This is a genomic window from Burkholderia sp. CpTa8-5, assembly GCF_017815045.1.
GTDB classification, from domain to species: Bacteria; Pseudomonadota; Gammaproteobacteria; order Burkholderiales; family Burkholderiaceae; genus Burkholderia; species Burkholderia sola.
In genome coordinates this window covers 297,431-313,029 of sequence record NZ_JAGIQD010000005.1, presented here as the reverse complement: position 1 = coordinate 313,029, position 15,599 = coordinate 297,431, and the positions used below count along the sequence as shown (strand labels likewise).

Here is a 15,599-nt window from a genome sequence, read left to right as displayed (position 1 = left end):
CGTCGATCAGAGACCGACGTCGGGCAGCGCCGGGCGCGTGTCGAGCGCCTTCGCGACGATGGCCTTCACTTCCGCGAGCGTCTCGCCTTGCAGCGCGAGGCGCGGCGGACGCGTGACCGCGCTACCGCGGCCGACGAGTTCTTCGCACAGCTTGATGCACTGCACGAGGTCCGGGCGTGCGTCGAGGTGCAGCAGCGGCATGAACCAGCGATACAGCGCGAGCGCTTCGTCGAAGCGCTTCTGCTTCGCGAGGCGGAACAGCGTCTCGCCTTCCTTCGGGAACGCGTTCGACATGCCCGATACCCAGCCTTCGGCGCCGACCGCGATGCTCTCGACCACGACGTCGTCGAGGCCCGCGAACAGCACGAAGCGATCGCCGACCGCGTTGCGCAGGTCGATGAAGCGGCGCGTATCGCCCGACGAATCCTTGAAGCAGACGATGTTCTCGCAATCCTGAAGCGCGATCAGCACGTCGGGCGTCACGTCGTTCTTGTAGATCGGCGGGTTGTTGTAGACCATCACTGGCAGGTCGGTGCTCGTTGCGACCGCGCGGAAGTGCGCGGCGGTTTCGTGCGGCTTCGCCGAGTAGACGAGCGCGGGCATCACCATCACGCCGTCGACACCGACGCGCTGCGCTTCGCGCACCGTGTTGCGCGCGAATTCGGTCGTGAATTCGGCGATGCCGGCGATCACCGGAATCTTGCCGCCGGCCGCGTCGCGTGCGGCCTCGATCACCTGGAGTTTCTCGCTCGTCGACAGCGACGTGTTTTCGCCGACCGTGCCGCAGACCACGAGGCCCGACACGCCGTCGTTCACCAGGTTCTTGACCACGCGGTGCGTGGCGTCGATGTCGAGGGAAAAGTCCGGCTTGAACTGGGTGCTGACGGCCGGGAAAACCCCGGTCCACTGAATGGCTTTGCGGCTCACTGAAATCTCCTACGTTCGTATCGGTCGGCCGACGGGTGTGTCGGTGTGGCAACCAGTATCGCCGCGCAAACGTCCATCACGCTTGAGTCGTATCGCGGAGCAAAATGACGAAATCGGCACAGCGGCCGGCAGGGGCGCGAAGGGCGCGTCGCACTATGCCGATTTCGTCGTCGTCCTCATCGAAAAGCCACAAGCGGACGGACGCGCGACGGAGGAAGCTATGCTCCTTTCCCCACTTCGGACAGCTCATGATGAAGCGCATCCAGATCATCGATTCGCACACGGGCGGCGAACCCACTCGGCTCGTCGTGTCCGGCTTTCCGTCGCTCGGCAACGGCACGATGGCCGAGCGCCGCGACGTGCTCGTGCGCGAGCACGACCGTTATCGCACCGCGTGCATCCTCGAGCCGCGCGGCAGCGACGTGCTGGTCGGCGCGCTGTTGTGCGACCCGGTGTCGGCGGACGCGGCGGCCGGCGTGATCTTCTTCAACAATAGCGGCTATCTCGGGATGTGCGGGCACGGCACGATCGGCGTCGTGCGCACGCTGCATCACATGGGACGTATCGCACCCGGCGTGCACCGGATCGAGACGCCGGTCGGCACCGTCGAGGCGACCCTGCACGACGACCTGTCGGTCAGCGTGCGCAACGTGCCCGCGTATCGCCATGCGCAGGGCGTCGCGCTCGACGTGCCGGGATACGGCCCCGTGAAGGGCGACGTCGCGTGGGGCGGCAACTGGTTCTTCCTGATCAGCGACCACGGGCAGCGCGTCGCCGGCGACAACGTCGCGGCGCTCACCGCGTATGCGTCGGCCGTGCGCGAAGGGCTCGAACGCGCGGGCATCACCGGTGCGAACGGCGGCGAGATCGATCACATCGAGCTGTTCGCCGACGATCCCGCGCACGACAGCCGCAGCTTCGTGCTGTGCCCGGGCCTTGCCTACGACCGTTCGCCGTGCGGCACCGGCACCAGCGCGAAGCTCGCGTGCCTCGCGGCCGACGGCAAGCTCGCGCCCGGCGTCGTGTGGCGGCAGGCGAGCGTGATCGGCAGTGTGTTCCACGCAAGCTACGAGTTGGCCGACGGCGGCATCGTGCCGACGATTCGCGGCAGCGCGCACCTGAGCGCGGAAGCGACGCTGCTGATCGACGAAGACGATCCGTTCGGCTGGGGCATCGGGTCGTGAGCGAAACGAAGACCGACGTCGTCGTGATCGGCGCCGGCATCGTCGGCGCGGCGTGCGCGCACGAACTCGCGCAGCGCGGGCTGCGCGTGCTAGTCGTCGACGACGCGAGCGGCGGCGCGACCGGCGCGGGCATGGGGCACCTCGTCGCGATGGACGACAACGCGGCCGAGCTCGCGCTGAGCCATTACTCGATCGGACTGTGGCGCGCGTTGAGTGGCGAGATGCCCGACGGCTGCGCATACCGCAACTGCGGCACGCTATGGCTCGCGGCCGATGCGCACGAAATGGATCTGGCGCGCGCGAAGCAGGCGACGCTCGCTGCCCACGGCGTGGCCGGGGAGCTGATCGACGCGGCGGCGCTCGCGCGACTGGAGCCGATGCTGCGCGCGGGCCTCGGCGGCGCGCTGAGGATTCCGGGCGACGCGATCCTCTATGCGCCCGTCACCGCGAACTGGCTGCTGCAGCGCGCGCCGCGCATCACGTTGCGCCGCGAGCGGGCCGTCGCGATCGACGGCCCTAGCGTGACGCTCGCGAGCGGGGACGTGCTGCGCGCGGAGCGTGTGGTCGTCGCGAATGGCGTCGCGGCGCGTACGCTGCTGCCCGAACTGCCGCTGCGCCCGAAAAAGGGCCATCTGCTGATTACCGACCGTTATCCGGGCCACGTGTCGCACCAGCTCGTCGAGCTCGGCTATGCGGCGAGCGCGCACGCAAGCGACGGCACGTCCGTCGCGTTCAACGTGCAGCCGCGGCCGACCGGCCAGTTGCTGATCGGCTCGTCGCGCCAGTTCGACACCGAGGACGCGCAGGTGGAGCCGCCGGTGCTCGCGCGGATGCTGCGCCGCGCGGTCGGCTATCTGCCGGATCTGGCCGACCTGAACGGCATCCGCGCATGGACCGGCTTCCGCTCCGCGAGCCCCGACGGCCTGCCGCTGCTCGGCGAGCACCCGGCGCGGCCGGGCGTGTGGCTCGCGGTCGGGCATGAAGGGCTCGGCGTGACGACCGCGCCGGGCAGCGCGCGGCTCGTCGCCGCGCTGATGGCCGGCGAGCGGCCGCCCATCGATATCGAACCGTATTTGCCGGGACGCTTCCTGAGCGCGTCCCTCGTCACCGGAGCGCTGACATGAAACGACCCCCACGCTCACTTTGTTCGCTGTCGACCGGAGTTGGTGCATCAGCGCTTACTCCGGTCCCATGCAACGCTCTCCCCGAGGGGGCGGTCAGCCTCATTGGCGCGGCCCGGCGGCGGAGGCTGACATGATCATTCATCTGGACGGCCGCGCGCTGACGGTGGCCGACGGCGCGACCGTCGCGGCCGTCGTCGCGGCGAGCGGCGACGACACGACGCGCGTGTCGTGCACGGGCGCGGCGCGCGCGCCGTTTTGCGGGATGGGCATCTGCCAGGAATGCCGGATGACGATCGACGGCCGCCGCCGGCTCGCGTGCCAGACGCTGTGCCGCGACGGCATGCAGGTGGAGCGCACGCGATGAAACAGGAACGACTGAGCGTCGACGTCGCGATCGTCGGCGCGGGTCCGGCCGGGCTGTCGGCCGCGCGGGCCGCCGCGCGAAGCGGCGCGACCGTTGCGATCGTCGACGACAACCCGCGTGCGGGCGGGCAGATCTGGCGGCAGCCGGCAGCGGCTGTACCGACGCCGGCCGCCGCCGAACGCGTCGCCGTGCTGCGACAGCCGAACGTCACGCACCTCGCGGCGACCCGAATCGTCGCCGAAACGCAGCCGGGCACGCTGCTGCTCGAAGACGACGAACGCGGGCTGCTGCTCGATTTCCGGACGCTGATTCTCTGCTGCGGCGCGCGCGAGCTGCTGCTGCCGTTTCCGGGCTGGACCCTGCCGGGCGTGACCGGCGCGGGCGGCTTGCAGGCGCTGATCAAATACGGGCTCGACGTGCGCGGGCAGCGTACGGTGATCGCGGGCAGCGGGCCCCTGTTGTTGGCCAGCGCGGCGACGGCCCGGCAGGCCGGCGCGCGCGTGTCGCACGTGGTCGAACAGGCCGCATGGGGCGACGTGGCCGGCTTCGGCGCGGGGCTGTGGCGCTGGCCGTCGAAGCTCGCGCAGGCCGCGAAGCTCGTTACGACCGCGTATCGGCCCGCTGCGCACGTCGTCGAGGCATTCGGCGATAAGCGGCTCGAACGCGTGCGAATTCGCCAGGGCGATCGCGAATTCGACGTCGGCTGCGACCGGCTCGCGTGCGGCTTCGGCCTCGTGCCGAACACCGTGTTGCCGCGTCATCTCGGCTGCCGGATCGACAACGGCGCGGTGGCGGTCGACGCGCACCAGCGCACGAGCCGCGACGGATGTTTCGCGGCGGGCGAGTGCACGGGCGTCGGCGGCAGCGAGCTGGCGATGGTCGAAGGCGAGATCGCCGGCTATGCGGCGACCGGGCAGACCGCACAACTGGCCGCGCTGGTTGCACGCCGCGCGCACTGGCAGGCGTTCGCGGATGCCGTGCGCGAGCGCTTCGCGATCCGGGAGCCGATCCGCCGGCTCGCGCGACCCGACACGCTGCTGTGTCGTTGCGAAGACGTGCGGTTCGATGCGGTCGCGCGGGAACCGGGCTGGACGGCCGCCAAACTGCAATCGCGCTGCGGGATGGGCGCGTGCCAGGGCCGTGTGTGCGGCGCGGCCGCGCAGGTGTTGTTCGGCTGGACGCCGCCGGCGTCGCGCACGCCGCTCGTGCCCGCGCGGGTCGGCACGCTGATGCTCGACGGCACGGAATCCTGCGACCGCGCGTGACGCATGCAGCGTCGCGGTGATGCGGCCCGGTTCAGGCCGGGCCGCGCCTTTTACTCTTCCTCCACTTCGGATCGGCGACGCGATGCTGTTGACCGCGTTCGCCGTTGTTACCGCGCCACGCGTGATCGCGGCGGTCGTGATGCTCGCGCTCGGCGTGGTTCGCGGAGGTGCGGTACGCGCGGCAGCCGCCGACGGGTTGGCGGGCAAGCAGGCCTGACAGAAGGAAGGGCGGCCGGATTGCCGATCCGGGAAGCAGCGGGATACGACAATATATAAAGTTATATAATATTAGTTCTTTAATCGTATCCCGCCCCGATGAACGACGATCTTCCCGCCGGCTTGCCCGGCCTCGATCAGATGCGCGCCGCCGCCGAATCGGCGTGCGCGCTCCTCAAGGTGATGTCGAATCCCGACCGGCTGCTGCTGCTGTGCGAACTGTCGCAGGGCGAGCGCGGCGTGAGCGATCTCGAGGCGCGACTCGACATCCGTCAACCGACGCTATCGCAGCAGCTCGGCGTGTTGCGGGACAACGCGCTGGTCCGTACGCGCCGCGAAGGCAAGTCCATCCGCTATTCGCTCGACAGTCCGGCCGTGATCGCGGTGATGGGCGTGCTGTACGAACAGTTTTGCGGGGCGACCGCGACGGAGGCGCGCGATGCAGGTTGATGCGCTTCATTTCACGCCGTGGCTGTCGCTGGCCGGCGGCGTGCTGATCGGGCTCGCGGCAGCGTGGCTCGTCGCGTTCAACGGCCGGATTGCCGGTATTAGCGGGATCGTGGGCGGCTTGCCGACGGCGGGCGGCGCAGAGCGCGGCTGGCGCGCCGCGTTCGTCGCCGGGTTGATCGCAGCGCCCGTCGCGATGCGTTTCGTCGGGAGCGATCTGACGCCGCAGGTCGACGCCAATTGGCCAGAATTGCTGGCGGCCGGGCTGCTGGTGGGAATCGGCACGCGGTACGCGGGCGGCTGCACGAGCGGTCACGGCGTATGCGGGATATCGCGCGGGGCGTTGCGTTCGGTGGTCGCCACGGCGACCTTCATGGTCGCGGGCTTCGCGACCGTCTTCGTGCGGCTGCACGTGGCGGGAGGCTGACATGCAAGCAGGATTCGCGTTTCTGGCGGGGCTGCTGTTCGGCGTCGGCCTCATCGTGTCGGGCATGGCCAATCCGCAGAAGGTGCTCGGTTTTCTCGACTTGGCGGGCCGCTGGGATCCGTCGCTCGCGTTCGTGATGGCGGGCGCGATCGGCGTCGCCGTGTTCGCGTTTGCGTGGGCGAAGCGCCGGACACGGTCGTGGCTCGGCCTGCCGATGCAGTTGCCGGCATCGCGGGCGATTACCGTGCGCCTCGTTGCAGGAAGTGCGGTATTCGGCATCGGCTGGGGAATTGCCGGGTTCTGCCCGGGGCCCGCGATCGTGTCGATCGGCTTCGGGTCGGCCAAGGGGATCGGGTTCGTCGTCGCGATGCTGGCCGGGATGGCCCTGTTCGAGTGGATCGAGCGTCGGCGAAACGGGCGGTGACGCCGGTGCACGCTCGCCGGGTACGGTTGCCCGGAACATCATGTGTTCGTCGGTCACCGCGATGATGCGATGAGCTCCCAGTGTTTCCCGCGGCAGGCAGGTCGCGATGTCAGACATGCTCGCTTACGTGGCGGCCGCCGTGCGCTCGCCCGGACAGCCGGCGCAGGATGCCGCGCCACACCGAGAGCATGCCTCGTTGCCCCGAGGGTTCAACGATCGTTGTGCTGACCACGCGGCTGCCGCGAGCCGACAGCGCGACATGACCGGCGGTTTCGAGCGTCAGGCATTCGCCTTCGTCGAGTTCGCGGCGAACGTATTGCGGTACATCGGGCAGCCAGTCGAGCCCGCCATGGCGCAGCGTGACCGCCAGCGCGCCGTCCAGCACGATCAACTGGCTGCCCTTGTCGAACCACGCAAAGTGGCTTTGCCCGGCGTCGAGCCGGAGGTGTTGCGTCCGCATGGCGATTCCCTTTTTCCGGTTACTCCGGTTGTGCGGCCTCGCGACGACGAGGCGACATCGTGCAATCAGGTTAGGGAAACGGACGTGCGCACGACAGATTCAGGGGACGGGAATCTGTTGCGGTGCAGGCGACGATTTCGGGCTGCTGTATCGGTGGGTTTTCCCCGGATCTGTATCTGGCGTGCGCGGGAGGCAGCGGGCACGATGGTCCGCATGACGATTCCCGCCGACGCATCCCGCACGCCTTTGCCGAGGGACGGCGAGCCGCTTTACGAACGGCTCGCCGAACATTACCGCCGCATCATCGCGGCCGGCACGCTGGCGCCCGGCGACCGGATGCCGTCGGTCCGCGCGTGCATGGCGCAGCACGGCGTGAGCCTGTCGACCGCGATCCATGCGTTTAGGCGGCTCGAGGATGCGGGCTGGTGCGACGCGAAGCCGCGTTCGGGTTACTTCGTGCGCCGCCGCGCGGCGGCCGTGCTCGACACGCTGCCGGAAAGCGACGGGCCGCCGCTGAGCGTCGAGCCGCCGTTCGCGGGGCTGCACGAGCGCGTATCGCGCGTGATCGACCGTGCGAACGCGGCGACCGATGCGTTGAATCTCGGCGGCGCATCCGCGCACGCCGCGCTGTATCCGACCGAGCGCCTGCAGGCGCTCGCGATCCGGCTGCTGCGGCGCAAGCCCACGTTGCTGACCGACGCGGGGCCCGTCGGCGGCTCGCCCGAATTCCGGCAGACGATGGCCAAACGCGCGTTGTCTTACGGCGTGACGCTGACGCCGGACGACGTGATGTCGACGAGCGGCGGCGTCGATGCGGTGAATCTCGCATTGCGGGCGGTCGCGCGGCCCGGCGACACGATCGCGATCGAATCGCCGGCCTTCTTCGGCCTGATCCAGTTGCTCGAAAGCCTCGGCCTGAAGGCGCTCGAAATTCCGGCAAGCCCGACGACCGGCCTGTCGATCGAGGCGCTCGACGTGGCGCTGGCTGCCTATCCGGATATCCGGGCCGTGGTCGTCGTGCCGAACCTGCAAAACCCGCTCGGCTGCGTGATGCCCGACGAGCGCAAGGCCGCGCTCGTCGCGCTGTGTTCGCGCCACGGTGTGGCCGTGATCGAGGACGAGCCTTATCGCGAGCTCGTCGAGGCGCCGACGGCGGCCAGGCCGGTCAAGGCATGGGATCGCGACGGCACGGTGATCTACTGCCCGTCGTTCAACAAGGTGCTGGCCCCCGGGATGCGGCTCGGCTGGATGAGTGCGGGCCGCTGGCAGGCGCGCGTGAGGATGCTGAAATTCGCTCAGAGTCGACACAACGCCGCGTTGCTGCAGGCCGTGGCCGCCGAATTCGTCGGCTCCGGCGCATTCGATCGACACCTGCACCGGTTTCGCGAACAGTTGCGCGTGCAGCGCGACGTGACGATCGACGCGATTGCGCGGCATTTCCCGGCCGGCACGCGGATGAACCAGCCGCCGGGCGGGATGTTGCTGTGGATCGCGTTGCCGGCAGGCGTGCGCTCCGATGCGCTGTTCGACGCCGCGCTGGCGCATGGCGTCAAGATCGCGCCCGGTTCGATCTTCTCGAATTCGGACCGTTTCGACGGCTATATCCGGCTTGCCTGTACGCGCGTATTCGACGCGGCGCACGAGGCGGCGTTCGACATACTCGGCCGCCTCGTACGGGAAGCCATGGCGGCCGCGTAAGCGCGACGGCGGCAGCGGGCCGGATTTCCGAATACGCGAGTGCTCCGGCCGGACGCGGTACCGAAGCGGCAAGCCGCCGCCACTTCATCGGCCGACCGAATGCGTGGCGAGGTGCTGGCGGATCAGCGACAGATAACGATCGCCGACCGAGAAATCGAGTGCCGCGCGCGGCCGGGCGGGGGCCGGACGCAGCGTGGCCGGCGCGCTCATGCCCAGGTACCGGCAGACGGCGGACGGAAAGGGCTTGCGCGTATGCCCGAGCTGACGCGCCGCGCGCTCGACGCGGGCATCGCCGACCTGGGCACGCAGCCACGCCAGCACTTGGCGATCGGTGTCGTTGACGATACGGACCAGATGTTCCATCGCGCACCTCACTGTTCATAAATACAGTACTGTAAATATAACCAGTGTTTGCGCGAACCGCAAGCGCGGGCGCGTCGGCTGGCCGTTCGGCCAGGGTCAGCGCACCGGCGCGGCAGTGCGCGCGACCCGGGCCGCAGGAGGCGCAGAGGCGGCAGGCGCGGCCCGGCCGGTATAGCGCGCGTCGGTCAGCGTGCCGAGGAACGCGACGATGTCGTCGATTTCCGCGTCGGTCAGTGCGGGCGGCGTGCCGGGCCGGCGGTTCATCGGCGTCGAATTCACGTTGATGTTGCCGCGATAGGCGGCCGGCACGTCGTCGAACGTCTTGGCGCCGTGATACCAGAAGCCGGGATCGGTCGAGCGCGTGTTGTAGAACGCGACCGCGTCGCGCAGCGTCGTGAACACGCCGTTGTGCATGAACGTCTGCTTGAGCGCGACGTTACGCAGCCCCGGCGTGCGCAGGTAGCCGCACCATTGCGTCGGCTCGGGCCAGCGCAGCCGCCGCGCGGTATCGCACAGCCCGTTGTCGAAATGGCGCGGATCGCGGTTCGCCGGCAGCGCGCGGTTGCGCGGCACGGCGATCGCGTCGTAGCCGAAATCGGTGAACAGCGAGCGTTCCGGGCGGCTCGACGTGTCCGACAGCGTATGGCAGGTCATGCAATTGCCCTTGTCCGGATTCCGGAACAGCGCGAGGCCGCGCATCTCGGCCGGCGCGAGCGGCTTGCGCGTGCGCAGGAACGCGTCGAAGCGCGACGTGAACGGCGCCATCTCGTCGCTCTGCAGATAGGCTTCGACGGCCGCGCCCAGCGCGCGCACCAGTTGCTCGGGATCGCGCCGCACCGGCGCGCCGAAGCGCGCGGCGAGATCGGGCGCGAGTTCGGTCGCATCGACCTTGCGCAGCAGCGCGGCCGGCGACCGGTTGTTCATCTCGTTCGGATCGAACAGCGGTCCGCGGATCTGTTCGGCGAGCGTATCCGCGCGACCGTCGCTGAACAGGCCGCCGAACGGCGACGGCGCGGGCGCATCGTCGTCCCGGTAGAAGTGGCGGCGCGGCACGTAGCGCACATACAGCAGCGATGGCGCATTGCGCTGGCTGAAGCGTCCGGGCCGGCTGCCTTCCGGCACGCCGGGCCCCGCGAGCGATGCGGCCGACAGTGTCGGCGCGAACGCGCGGCCCGGATCGTGGCAGCCCGCGCACGACATGCCGCGCGGCTCGGACAGCCGCGGGTCGAAGAAGATCCGGCGGCCGAGCGCGACGAGCGTCGGGTCCGGCGCGAAGCGCGCGGTGGCCGCGTCGATCTTGCCCGTCACCTGCGGCGTGCCGTTGCCGATCGTGTCGACGACGCGCGACGGCGGCGCGCCGGGAAGCAGCACCGTTTCGGCCGGCGCGGCGTGAACCGCGAGCGTCAGGCCGGCGAGCACGGTGGCGGCAAGCGTGTGCAGCGTCTGCCGGCCACGCTTGCCGCGGCCGTCGCATCGAACTTCTTCCGTCACGGCGCGATGAACCCCGTCTTGTCGCAGGCGAGCGTCCGGCCCGACTGATTGCACGACGCCAGCAGCTTGCCGGCCGCCGAATACGCATGGAACGTCCAGCCCGTCGCCGGCGCGGCGTTGCGCTCCATGATCAGGAAGCCGAAGCTGTTGTTGTGCGACAGCCGTTCGATCACCGCGCCCGGCGCGGGCGTCAGGCCGGCCGGGAACGGGTCGGGCAGCGCGACGTCGAGGTTGTCGCCGCCGTTGCCGGACACGATCGTCGCCGGGTGCCCGGACGAGAAGTTGATCGCCTGGAAATCATGCACGTGACCATGCAGCGCGACGTGCACGCCCGGCGGGTAGTACGCCTGCGCGTTGAGGCTCGACATCACCGACTGCAGTGCGAGGTTGCCCGGCGCGGGCGTGCTGCCGGCGATCGGCGCGAACGCGAGGATCGGATGATGGTTCGTGAAGATCGTCGTGGTCATGCCGGCCTTCGACGCGAGCGATGCGACCGTCTGGAACTGCTTCTGGTAGATGCCGAACTGCGCGTCGGTGGTCTTCAGCGGCGTGCGGCCGACCTTCGCGGTGTCGAACACGATCACTTGCGAGCCGCCGCCGAGCGACACCGCATAGGGTTCCGAATAGTTCGCGGTGTTGTCGTTGGCCGGATCGTCGCACGAGCGTGCGGCCGAATACGGGCGCGGGTCGAGGAAGCGGAACCAGCCCTGGCCCGCACGTGCGCATTCCTCGTGATTGCCGCGCACGACGACCCACGGCGCCTTCGCGAGCAAGGCGGCGGCCGGGCGGAACAGGTCGGCCTGCCACGTATCCCAGCCGTAGCCCCACGGGCTGTCCTTGCAGCCGGCGATATCGGGCGGGCACGCGTTCTCGCGATAGTGGTAGTCGCCGACGTGCAGCACGAGATCGGGCGACAGCTTCGCGACGCTGGCCGCGATCGTGTCGAGCGGCCAGACCGCGGCATCGTTGCATGCCTGCCATGCGTTGTCGGCCTTCTTCATTCGGCAGCCGGTGTCGGCGATGATCGCGATGCGCTGCGGCTGCGCTTTCGGCAGCGGCAGCGTGCGGCCCGCGACGCTCGCCGCCTGCGCGCCGGCCGGCAGCGTCATTTCGCAGACGGACACCGGGAAGCTCGACGGTTTCGAATCGGCGGGGTCGCTGGCGGTCGGCCGCTGGGCGACGGTCGCGGCGCCCACGCGCAGCGCCATGCGCGAGACCTTGCCGTCGACGGTCAGTTGCGGGCACAACGGATCGCCGGCCGACGCGGGCGTGTAGTTCGTGATCACGCGCGCGATCGCCTGGTTCGCATCGCCGATCTCGACCCATGCGGCCCGGACGTTGGCCGACGCGCTGGCCGGATCGTCCGGCGTATCGATGTGATTCGAGCACGCGGACAGCGCGGCGAGGGCAGCAAGGGGAGCGCAGCGCACGAGCAGGCCGCGCGTGAGGAATCGTCGCATGGGAGGGGCAGGCGCCGTAGGAAAGTCGTCAACGATACGCAGCGCGAATGTAAGAAATGTGAAAACGGGGCGTGACGGGGCGCACACCGGCAGTCCTTGACTTCAAGCCGGCTTGAAGCAGCACAGTCCGGTTCGTGATCAATGAAACGGAAGGGGATCGACGATGGAAGCCAACCGGCCCAATGAAGCGCAATCCGCGCTATGGAACGGTCCGTCGGGGCGCGCATGGGTCGATGCGCAGGCGCTGCTGGACCGGATGTTCGAGCCGTTCGAAACGCTGCTGGCGGATGGCGCGGCAGCGTCGTCTGCCAGCAGCGTGCTCGACGTCGGCTGCGGCACGGGCGCGGTCACGCTCGCGATCGCGCGGCGGCTCGGCGCGAACGCGCAGTGCACGGGCATCGACATTTCGGCTCGAATGATCGACGCCGCCCGGGCGCGTGCCGGACGCAGTGGTCTGCCCGCCCGGTTCGTGTGCGCGGACGTGCAGACGCACGCGTTCGAGCCGGCGAGCGTCGACCTGATCGTGTCGCGTCTCGGCGTGATGTTCTTCGACGATCCGGTGCGTGCGTTCGCGAACCTGCGGCATGCGGCGCGGCCCGGCGCGCAGATGCGGTTCGTCGCGTGGCGCGGCGCGGCCGACAACCCGTTCATGACGACGGCCGAGCGGGCGGCCGCGCCGCTGTTGCCGAATCTGCCCGCGCGGCAACCCGGCGCGCCGGGGCAGTTCGCGTTCGGTGACCGGCAGCGCATTGCGTCGGTGCTGTCGGACGGTGGTTGGGCCGACGTTGCGATCGAGCCGGTCGAGCGGGCATGCGTGCTGTCGGAATCCGCGCTGGACGACTACCTTGCCCGGCTGGGCCCGGTCGGCCTGGCGTTGCTGGAGACGGACGAGGCGACGCGGCGGCGCGTGATCGACACGATGCGCGCGGCGTTCGAGCGGTACGTGCACGGCGCCGAGGTGCGCTTCGATGCGGCGTGCTGGTTGGTGACGGCGCGCGCGCCGTCCGCATGACATGTAGCGTGGAAGCAGCGGATGAGGAACGGCATGGCCGCCCGTTCGCCCCGCACGCGACCGTGCCCGCGTGACGAAGCTGGGGCTGCGCGACCTGCGTGCGTCAGCGTTTGCGCGCGCGCAGCATCAACCACGCGCAGCCACCGGCGACCAGCGCCAGCCCGAGCAGAACGGCCTCGGTGCCGAGTGCGAAACCCGGCGGCATTTCGCCGCTGTTCGGCACCGGCGACAGGTTGCCGCCCATCGCGACCGCGCCGCCGGCAAGCAGTGCCGCGCAGACGATCCAGTAGACCTTGCCGAGCGGCGCCGCGGTGCGGATTCGCCACAGCGCGATGCCGGCGCCGCCGAGGTACAGCACGGCGAGCGTGCCGAGCGCGATGACGTCGACCGCGCGGCTTTGCAGCAGTCCGCTCATTCGGCCTCCGTCGCGTGCCCCGGCGCGCGGCTCAGCAGATGCGTGCGGGTGTCTGCCGCGAGCGATACGTAGCGTTCGTACTGGCGCAGCACGTCGGCGATCACTTCGTCGCCGCGCAGGTATTCGACGTCGTAGCCGAGCCGGCCATCCTCGAAGAACGTGACGATGCCATACACGTGCGCACGTGCCTCGTCGGGCTCGGCCGTCTCGCGCACCAGGAACGCGGCTGCGGATTTCGCGGTGACGCGCACGCCGTACACGAAATCGCGATGTTCGGCTGTCGGCACGGTCAACCGCACCGCATCGTCGCTGTCGTGCTGTACGTGCGCATCGACGCCGCTCGCGCGCAACTCGTCGGCGACCTTGCGCAGCGCCGGTTCGACCGTTTCCGCGATGAACTGGCGCGCTTCGGCCTCGGTCGTCTGCCGCAGGATGTGCGTCAGGCGATGGCGCCAGTGCTGACCGGTCCAGAAGCTCGTTGCAGGCGCAACGTCCTGCGAATAGTGCGCGCGATCGGCCGCGAGCCCGCGCCACAGCCCGTAGCAGAGCGCGAGCATGATGATGGCGACCGGCAGCGCGGCGATCAGCGTCATCGCCTGCAGCGCGCCCAGCCCGCCCGCGACGAGCAGCACCGCGGCCGTCACGCCGAGCAGTGCGGCCCAGAACAGCCGCTGCCAGACCGGCGAATGCGCGCTGCCGCGCGTCGCGATCTGATCGATCACGAACGCGCCCGAATCGGCGGACGTGACGAAGAACACCGCGATCAGCACGATCGCGACGATCGATAGCAGTTGCGGCAACGGCAGGAAATCGAAGAAGCGGAACAGCAGCGCATCGACGTTGGTCGCCGTCTGCGCGAGCGCGCCGGCCGCGCCGTGCGTATCGAGCCAGATCGCGCTGTTGCCGAACACGGTCATCCAGACGAGATTGAATGCGGTCGGCACGAGCAGCACGCCGATCACGAACTGGCGGATCGTGCGGCCGCGCGAGATGCGCGCGATGAACATGCCGACGAACGGCGACCACGACACCCACCACGCCCAGTAGAGGATCGTCCAGCCCCCGAACCAGCCTTCCTCGCGCGGCGGTGCGTACGCATAGGTGCGGAACGACAGGTCGACGAGGCTCGACAGGTACTGGCCGATGTTGTCGCCGAGCGCACGCAGCAGGAACGCGGTCGGGCCCGCGACGGCCACGAACGCGAGCAGCAGGAACGCGAGCAGCAGGTTCAGCTCGGACAGCCGGCGCACGCCCTTGTCGAGGCCGCTCGCGGCCGACAGCCCTGCGAGGATCACGACGAGCGCGACGAGCCCGATGCGAAACAGGTTGCTGCCGGTGTCCCATCCGGCGACCGTATGCAGGCCCGCGCTGATCTGCATCACGCCGTAGCCGAGCGTCGTCGCGATGCCGGCGACCGTGCCGACCAGCGCGAACGCATCGACGGTGTGGCCGATCCAGCCGTTGATGCGCTCGCGCAGCACCGGATACAGCCCCGAGCGCAGCGTCAGCGGCAGGTTGTAGCGAAAGCCGAAGTACGCGAGCACGAGCCCCATCAGCCCGTAGATTGCCCACGCATGGAAACCCCAGTGGAAGAAGGTCATCAGCATCGCCTCGCGCGCGGCGGCGGACGTGCCGGGGTCGACGGTCGGCGGCTTCAGGAAATGCTGCATCGGCTCGCCGACGCCGAAGTACATCAGGCCGATGCCCATGCCGGCCGCGAACAGCATCGCCGTCCACGACACGAAGCTGAATTCGGGTTCGGCATCGTCGGGGCCGAGCCGGATGTTGCCGAAATCGCTGGCGGCGATCAGCACGAGAAACACGAGGAAGCCGGTGACGGCGAGCACGTAGAACCAGTCGAACCGTGCGATGACCCATTGCTGGCCGGCGGAGAACAGCGCGCCGGCTTCGCTCGGGCGCAGTGCGCACACGACGAGCAGCGCGCCGATCACGACGAGCGCGGGCAGGACGACCTGCGGCTTGAATGTCGTGCGGGGCGAGGGACGGGAATCCGGCATGGCGGGTATCCAGTTGTGGGCGCAACGAGGCGCGACGCCGCCCGGCGCGTGGTGCGCGTCGGACCCTGATACGGCGTGCGTCGAGTGTACCGCGGTGTCAGGACTGCAAGAATAGGGCATGCAGAAGGGTAAACCTGACGAATTGTAAGGTATCGGGGCGAGCGAGAAAACCCGCGCGGTGCGTGCGGCGGGCCGGCGAGGCCGGGAAAAACGCCGCGGCGAACGCATATCGGACACCCGGACGGCGCGCACGGCATGCGCAGCGTCCAGGCGTCCAGGTAGAAGACAGCGCGCGGAAGGCGCC

At 69.5% G+C, this 15,599-nt stretch carries 17 protein-coding genes; 10 read left to right on the top strand and 7 right to left on the bottom strand.

What is annotated here, in order from left to right; genetic code table 11:
* Positions 1 to 6: 6 nt before the first annotated feature.
* The gene (locus J8I35_RS11195) at positions 7 to 927 is read right to left on the bottom strand and encodes a dihydrodipicolinate synthase family protein (protein ID WP_089489277.1); all 921 of its coding nucleotides are present in this window, start codon (positions 925 to 927) and stop codon (positions 7 to 9) included.
* A 251-nt stretch (positions 928 to 1,178) separates the two neighbouring features.
* On the opposite strand from J8I35_RS11195, the gene J8I35_RS11190 reads away from it, so the two are divergent.
* The 8 genes from J8I35_RS11190 (at position 1,179) to J8I35_RS11160 (ending at position 6,378) form a co-directional block, all read left to right on the top strand.
* A complete protein-coding gene (locus J8I35_RS11190; protein WP_209925461.1) occupies positions 1,179 to 2,111 on the top strand; it encodes a 4-hydroxyproline epimerase in 933 nt (310 codons plus the stop codon).
* Positions 2,108 to 3,235, top strand: a complete 1,128-nt coding sequence (locus J8I35_RS11185; RefSeq protein ID WP_089489278.1) for an FAD-dependent oxidoreductase — start codon at positions 2,108 to 2,110, stop codon at positions 3,233 to 3,235. Before J8I35_RS11190 ends, J8I35_RS11185 begins: the two co-directional genes overlap by 4 nt.
* Before the next feature lie 130 nt (positions 3,236 to 3,365).
* A complete protein-coding gene (locus J8I35_RS11180; RefSeq protein WP_050010794.1) occupies positions 3,366 to 3,599 on the top strand; it encodes a 2Fe-2S iron-sulfur cluster-binding protein in 234 nt (77 codons plus the stop codon).
* Positions 3,596 to 4,864 (top strand): FAD/NAD(P)-binding oxidoreductase, encoded by a 1,269-nt coding sequence (locus tag J8I35_RS11175; RefSeq protein ID WP_209925404.1) that lies wholly within the window; start codon positions 3,596 to 3,598, stop codon positions 4,862 to 4,864. Before J8I35_RS11180 ends, J8I35_RS11175 begins: the two co-directional genes overlap by 4 nt.
* Positions 4,865 to 4,946: 82 nt before the next feature.
* A complete protein-coding gene (locus J8I35_RS34835; RefSeq protein ID WP_256975748.1) occupies positions 4,947 to 5,081 on the top strand; it encodes a hypothetical protein in 135 nt (44 codons plus the stop codon).
* Positions 5,082 to 5,179: 98 nt separating this feature from the next.
* Positions 5,180 to 5,530, top strand: a complete 351-nt coding sequence (locus J8I35_RS11170) for a metalloregulator ArsR/SmtB family transcription factor (RefSeq protein ID WP_209925402.1) — start codon at positions 5,180 to 5,182, stop codon at positions 5,528 to 5,530.
* On the top strand, positions 5,520 to 5,954 hold the full coding sequence (locus tag J8I35_RS11165; protein WP_089489279.1) for a YeeE/YedE family protein: 435 nt from the start codon (positions 5,520 to 5,522) through the stop codon (positions 5,952 to 5,954). Before J8I35_RS11170 ends, J8I35_RS11165 begins: the two co-directional genes overlap by 11 nt.
* Before the next feature lies 1 nt (position 5,955).
* Positions 5,956 to 6,378, top strand: coding sequence for a DUF6691 family protein (locus J8I35_RS11160; RefSeq protein ID WP_124554133.1), 423 nt, complete (start codon positions 5,956 to 5,958; stop codon positions 6,376 to 6,378).
* 109 nt (positions 6,379 to 6,487) lie between these two features.
* Here J8I35_RS11160 and J8I35_RS11155 read toward each other — a convergent pair whose 3' ends face one another.
* A complete protein-coding gene (locus tag J8I35_RS11155) occupies positions 6,488 to 6,838 on the bottom strand; it encodes a hypothetical protein (RefSeq protein WP_124638530.1) in 351 nt (116 codons plus the stop codon).
* Positions 6,839 to 7,051: 213 nt separating this feature from the next.
* On the opposite strand from J8I35_RS11155, the gene J8I35_RS11150 reads away from it, so the two are divergent.
* The gene (locus J8I35_RS11150; RefSeq protein ID WP_209925400.1) at positions 7,052 to 8,536 is read left to right on the top strand and encodes a PLP-dependent aminotransferase family protein; all 1,485 of its coding nucleotides are present in this window, start codon (positions 7,052 to 7,054) and stop codon (positions 8,534 to 8,536) included.
* A gap of 84 nt (positions 8,537 to 8,620) precedes the next feature.
* Here J8I35_RS11150 and J8I35_RS11145 read toward each other — a convergent pair whose 3' ends face one another.
* From J8I35_RS11145 to J8I35_RS11135, 3 genes are all read right to left on the bottom strand, one after another.
* The gene (locus J8I35_RS11145) at positions 8,621 to 8,899 is read right to left on the bottom strand and encodes a hypothetical protein (RefSeq protein WP_209925398.1); all 279 of its coding nucleotides are present in this window, start codon (positions 8,897 to 8,899) and stop codon (positions 8,621 to 8,623) included.
* Between the two features lie 96 nt (positions 8,900 to 8,995).
* Complete coding sequence (locus J8I35_RS11140; RefSeq protein ID WP_209925396.1) at positions 8,996 to 10,390, bottom strand: cytochrome c peroxidase; 1,395 nt, start codon at positions 10,388 to 10,390, stop codon at positions 8,996 to 8,998.
* A complete protein-coding gene (locus tag J8I35_RS11135) occupies positions 10,387 to 11,850 on the bottom strand; it encodes a metallophosphoesterase (RefSeq protein WP_209925394.1) in 1,464 nt (487 codons plus the stop codon). Before J8I35_RS11135 ends, J8I35_RS11140 begins: the two co-directional genes overlap by 4 nt.
* Positions 11,851 to 12,013: 163 nt before the next feature.
* Here J8I35_RS11135 and J8I35_RS11130 point away from each other — a divergent pair, with 163 nt between their 5' ends.
* Entirely contained in the window at positions 12,014 to 12,862 is an 849-nt protein-coding gene (locus J8I35_RS11130) for a class I SAM-dependent methyltransferase (protein WP_050010811.1), read from the top strand.
* 103 nt (positions 12,863 to 12,965) lie between these two features.
* Here the strand turns inward: J8I35_RS11130 and J8I35_RS11125 are convergent, their stop codons facing one another.
* Together J8I35_RS11125 and J8I35_RS11120 are read right to left on the bottom strand one after the other, a co-directional pair.
* Positions 12,966 to 13,277, bottom strand: a complete 312-nt coding sequence (locus tag J8I35_RS11125; protein WP_209925392.1) for a hypothetical protein — start codon at positions 13,275 to 13,277, stop codon at positions 12,966 to 12,968.
* Positions 13,274 to 15,295 (bottom strand): BCCT family transporter, encoded by a 2,022-nt coding sequence (locus J8I35_RS11120; RefSeq protein ID WP_124594655.1) that lies wholly within the window; start codon positions 15,293 to 15,295, stop codon positions 13,274 to 13,276. Before J8I35_RS11120 ends, J8I35_RS11125 begins: the two co-directional genes overlap by 4 nt.
* Positions 15,296 to 15,599: the final 304 nt, after the last annotated feature.

Excerpts from the sequence above, each read along its gene's own strand:
- J8I35_RS11190 (WP_209925461.1), top strand. The coding sequence starts at position 1,179 with ATGAAGCGCATCCAGATCATCGATTCGCACACGGGCGGCGAACCCACT.
- J8I35_RS11180 (WP_050010794.1), top strand. The coding sequence starts at position 3,366 with ATGATCATTCATCTGGACGGCCGCGCGCTGACGGTGGCCGACGGCGCG.
- J8I35_RS11175 (WP_209925404.1), top strand. The coding sequence starts at position 3,596 with ATGAAACAGGAACGACTGAGCGTCGACGTCGCGATCGTCGGCGCGGGT.
- J8I35_RS34835 (WP_256975748.1), top strand. The coding sequence starts at position 4,947 with ATGCTGTTGACCGCGTTCGCCGTTGTTACCGCGCCACGCGTGATCGCG.
- J8I35_RS11170 (WP_209925402.1), top strand. The coding sequence starts at position 5,180 with ATGAACGACGATCTTCCCGCCGGCTTGCCCGGCCTCGATCAGATGCGC.
- J8I35_RS11165 (WP_089489279.1), top strand. The coding sequence starts at position 5,520 with ATGCAGGTTGATGCGCTTCATTTCACGCCGTGGCTGTCGCTGGCCGGC.
- J8I35_RS11160 (WP_124554133.1), top strand. The coding sequence starts at position 5,956 with ATGCAAGCAGGATTCGCGTTTCTGGCGGGGCTGCTGTTCGGCGTCGGC.
- J8I35_RS11155 (WP_124638530.1), bottom strand. The coding sequence starts at position 6,838 with ATGCGGACGCAACACCTCCGGCTCGACGCCGGGCAAAGCCACTTTGCG.
- J8I35_RS11150 (WP_209925400.1), top strand. The coding sequence starts at position 7,052 with ATGACGATTCCCGCCGACGCATCCCGCACGCCTTTGCCGAGGGACGGC.
- J8I35_RS11145 (WP_209925398.1), bottom strand. The coding sequence starts at position 8,899 with ATGGAACATCTGGTCCGTATCGTCAACGACACCGATCGCCAAGTGCTG.
- J8I35_RS11135 (WP_209925394.1), bottom strand. The coding sequence starts at position 11,850 with ATGCGACGATTCCTCACGCGCGGCCTGCTCGTGCGCTGCGCTCCCCTT.
- J8I35_RS11130 (WP_050010811.1), top strand. The coding sequence starts at position 12,014 with ATGGAAGCCAACCGGCCCAATGAAGCGCAATCCGCGCTATGGAACGGT.
- J8I35_RS11125 (WP_209925392.1), bottom strand. The coding sequence starts at position 13,277 with ATGAGCGGACTGCTGCAAAGCCGCGCGGTCGACGTCATCGCGCTCGGC.
- J8I35_RS11120 (WP_124594655.1), bottom strand. The coding sequence starts at position 15,295 with ATGCCGGATTCCCGTCCCTCGCCCCGCACGACATTCAAGCCGCAGGTC.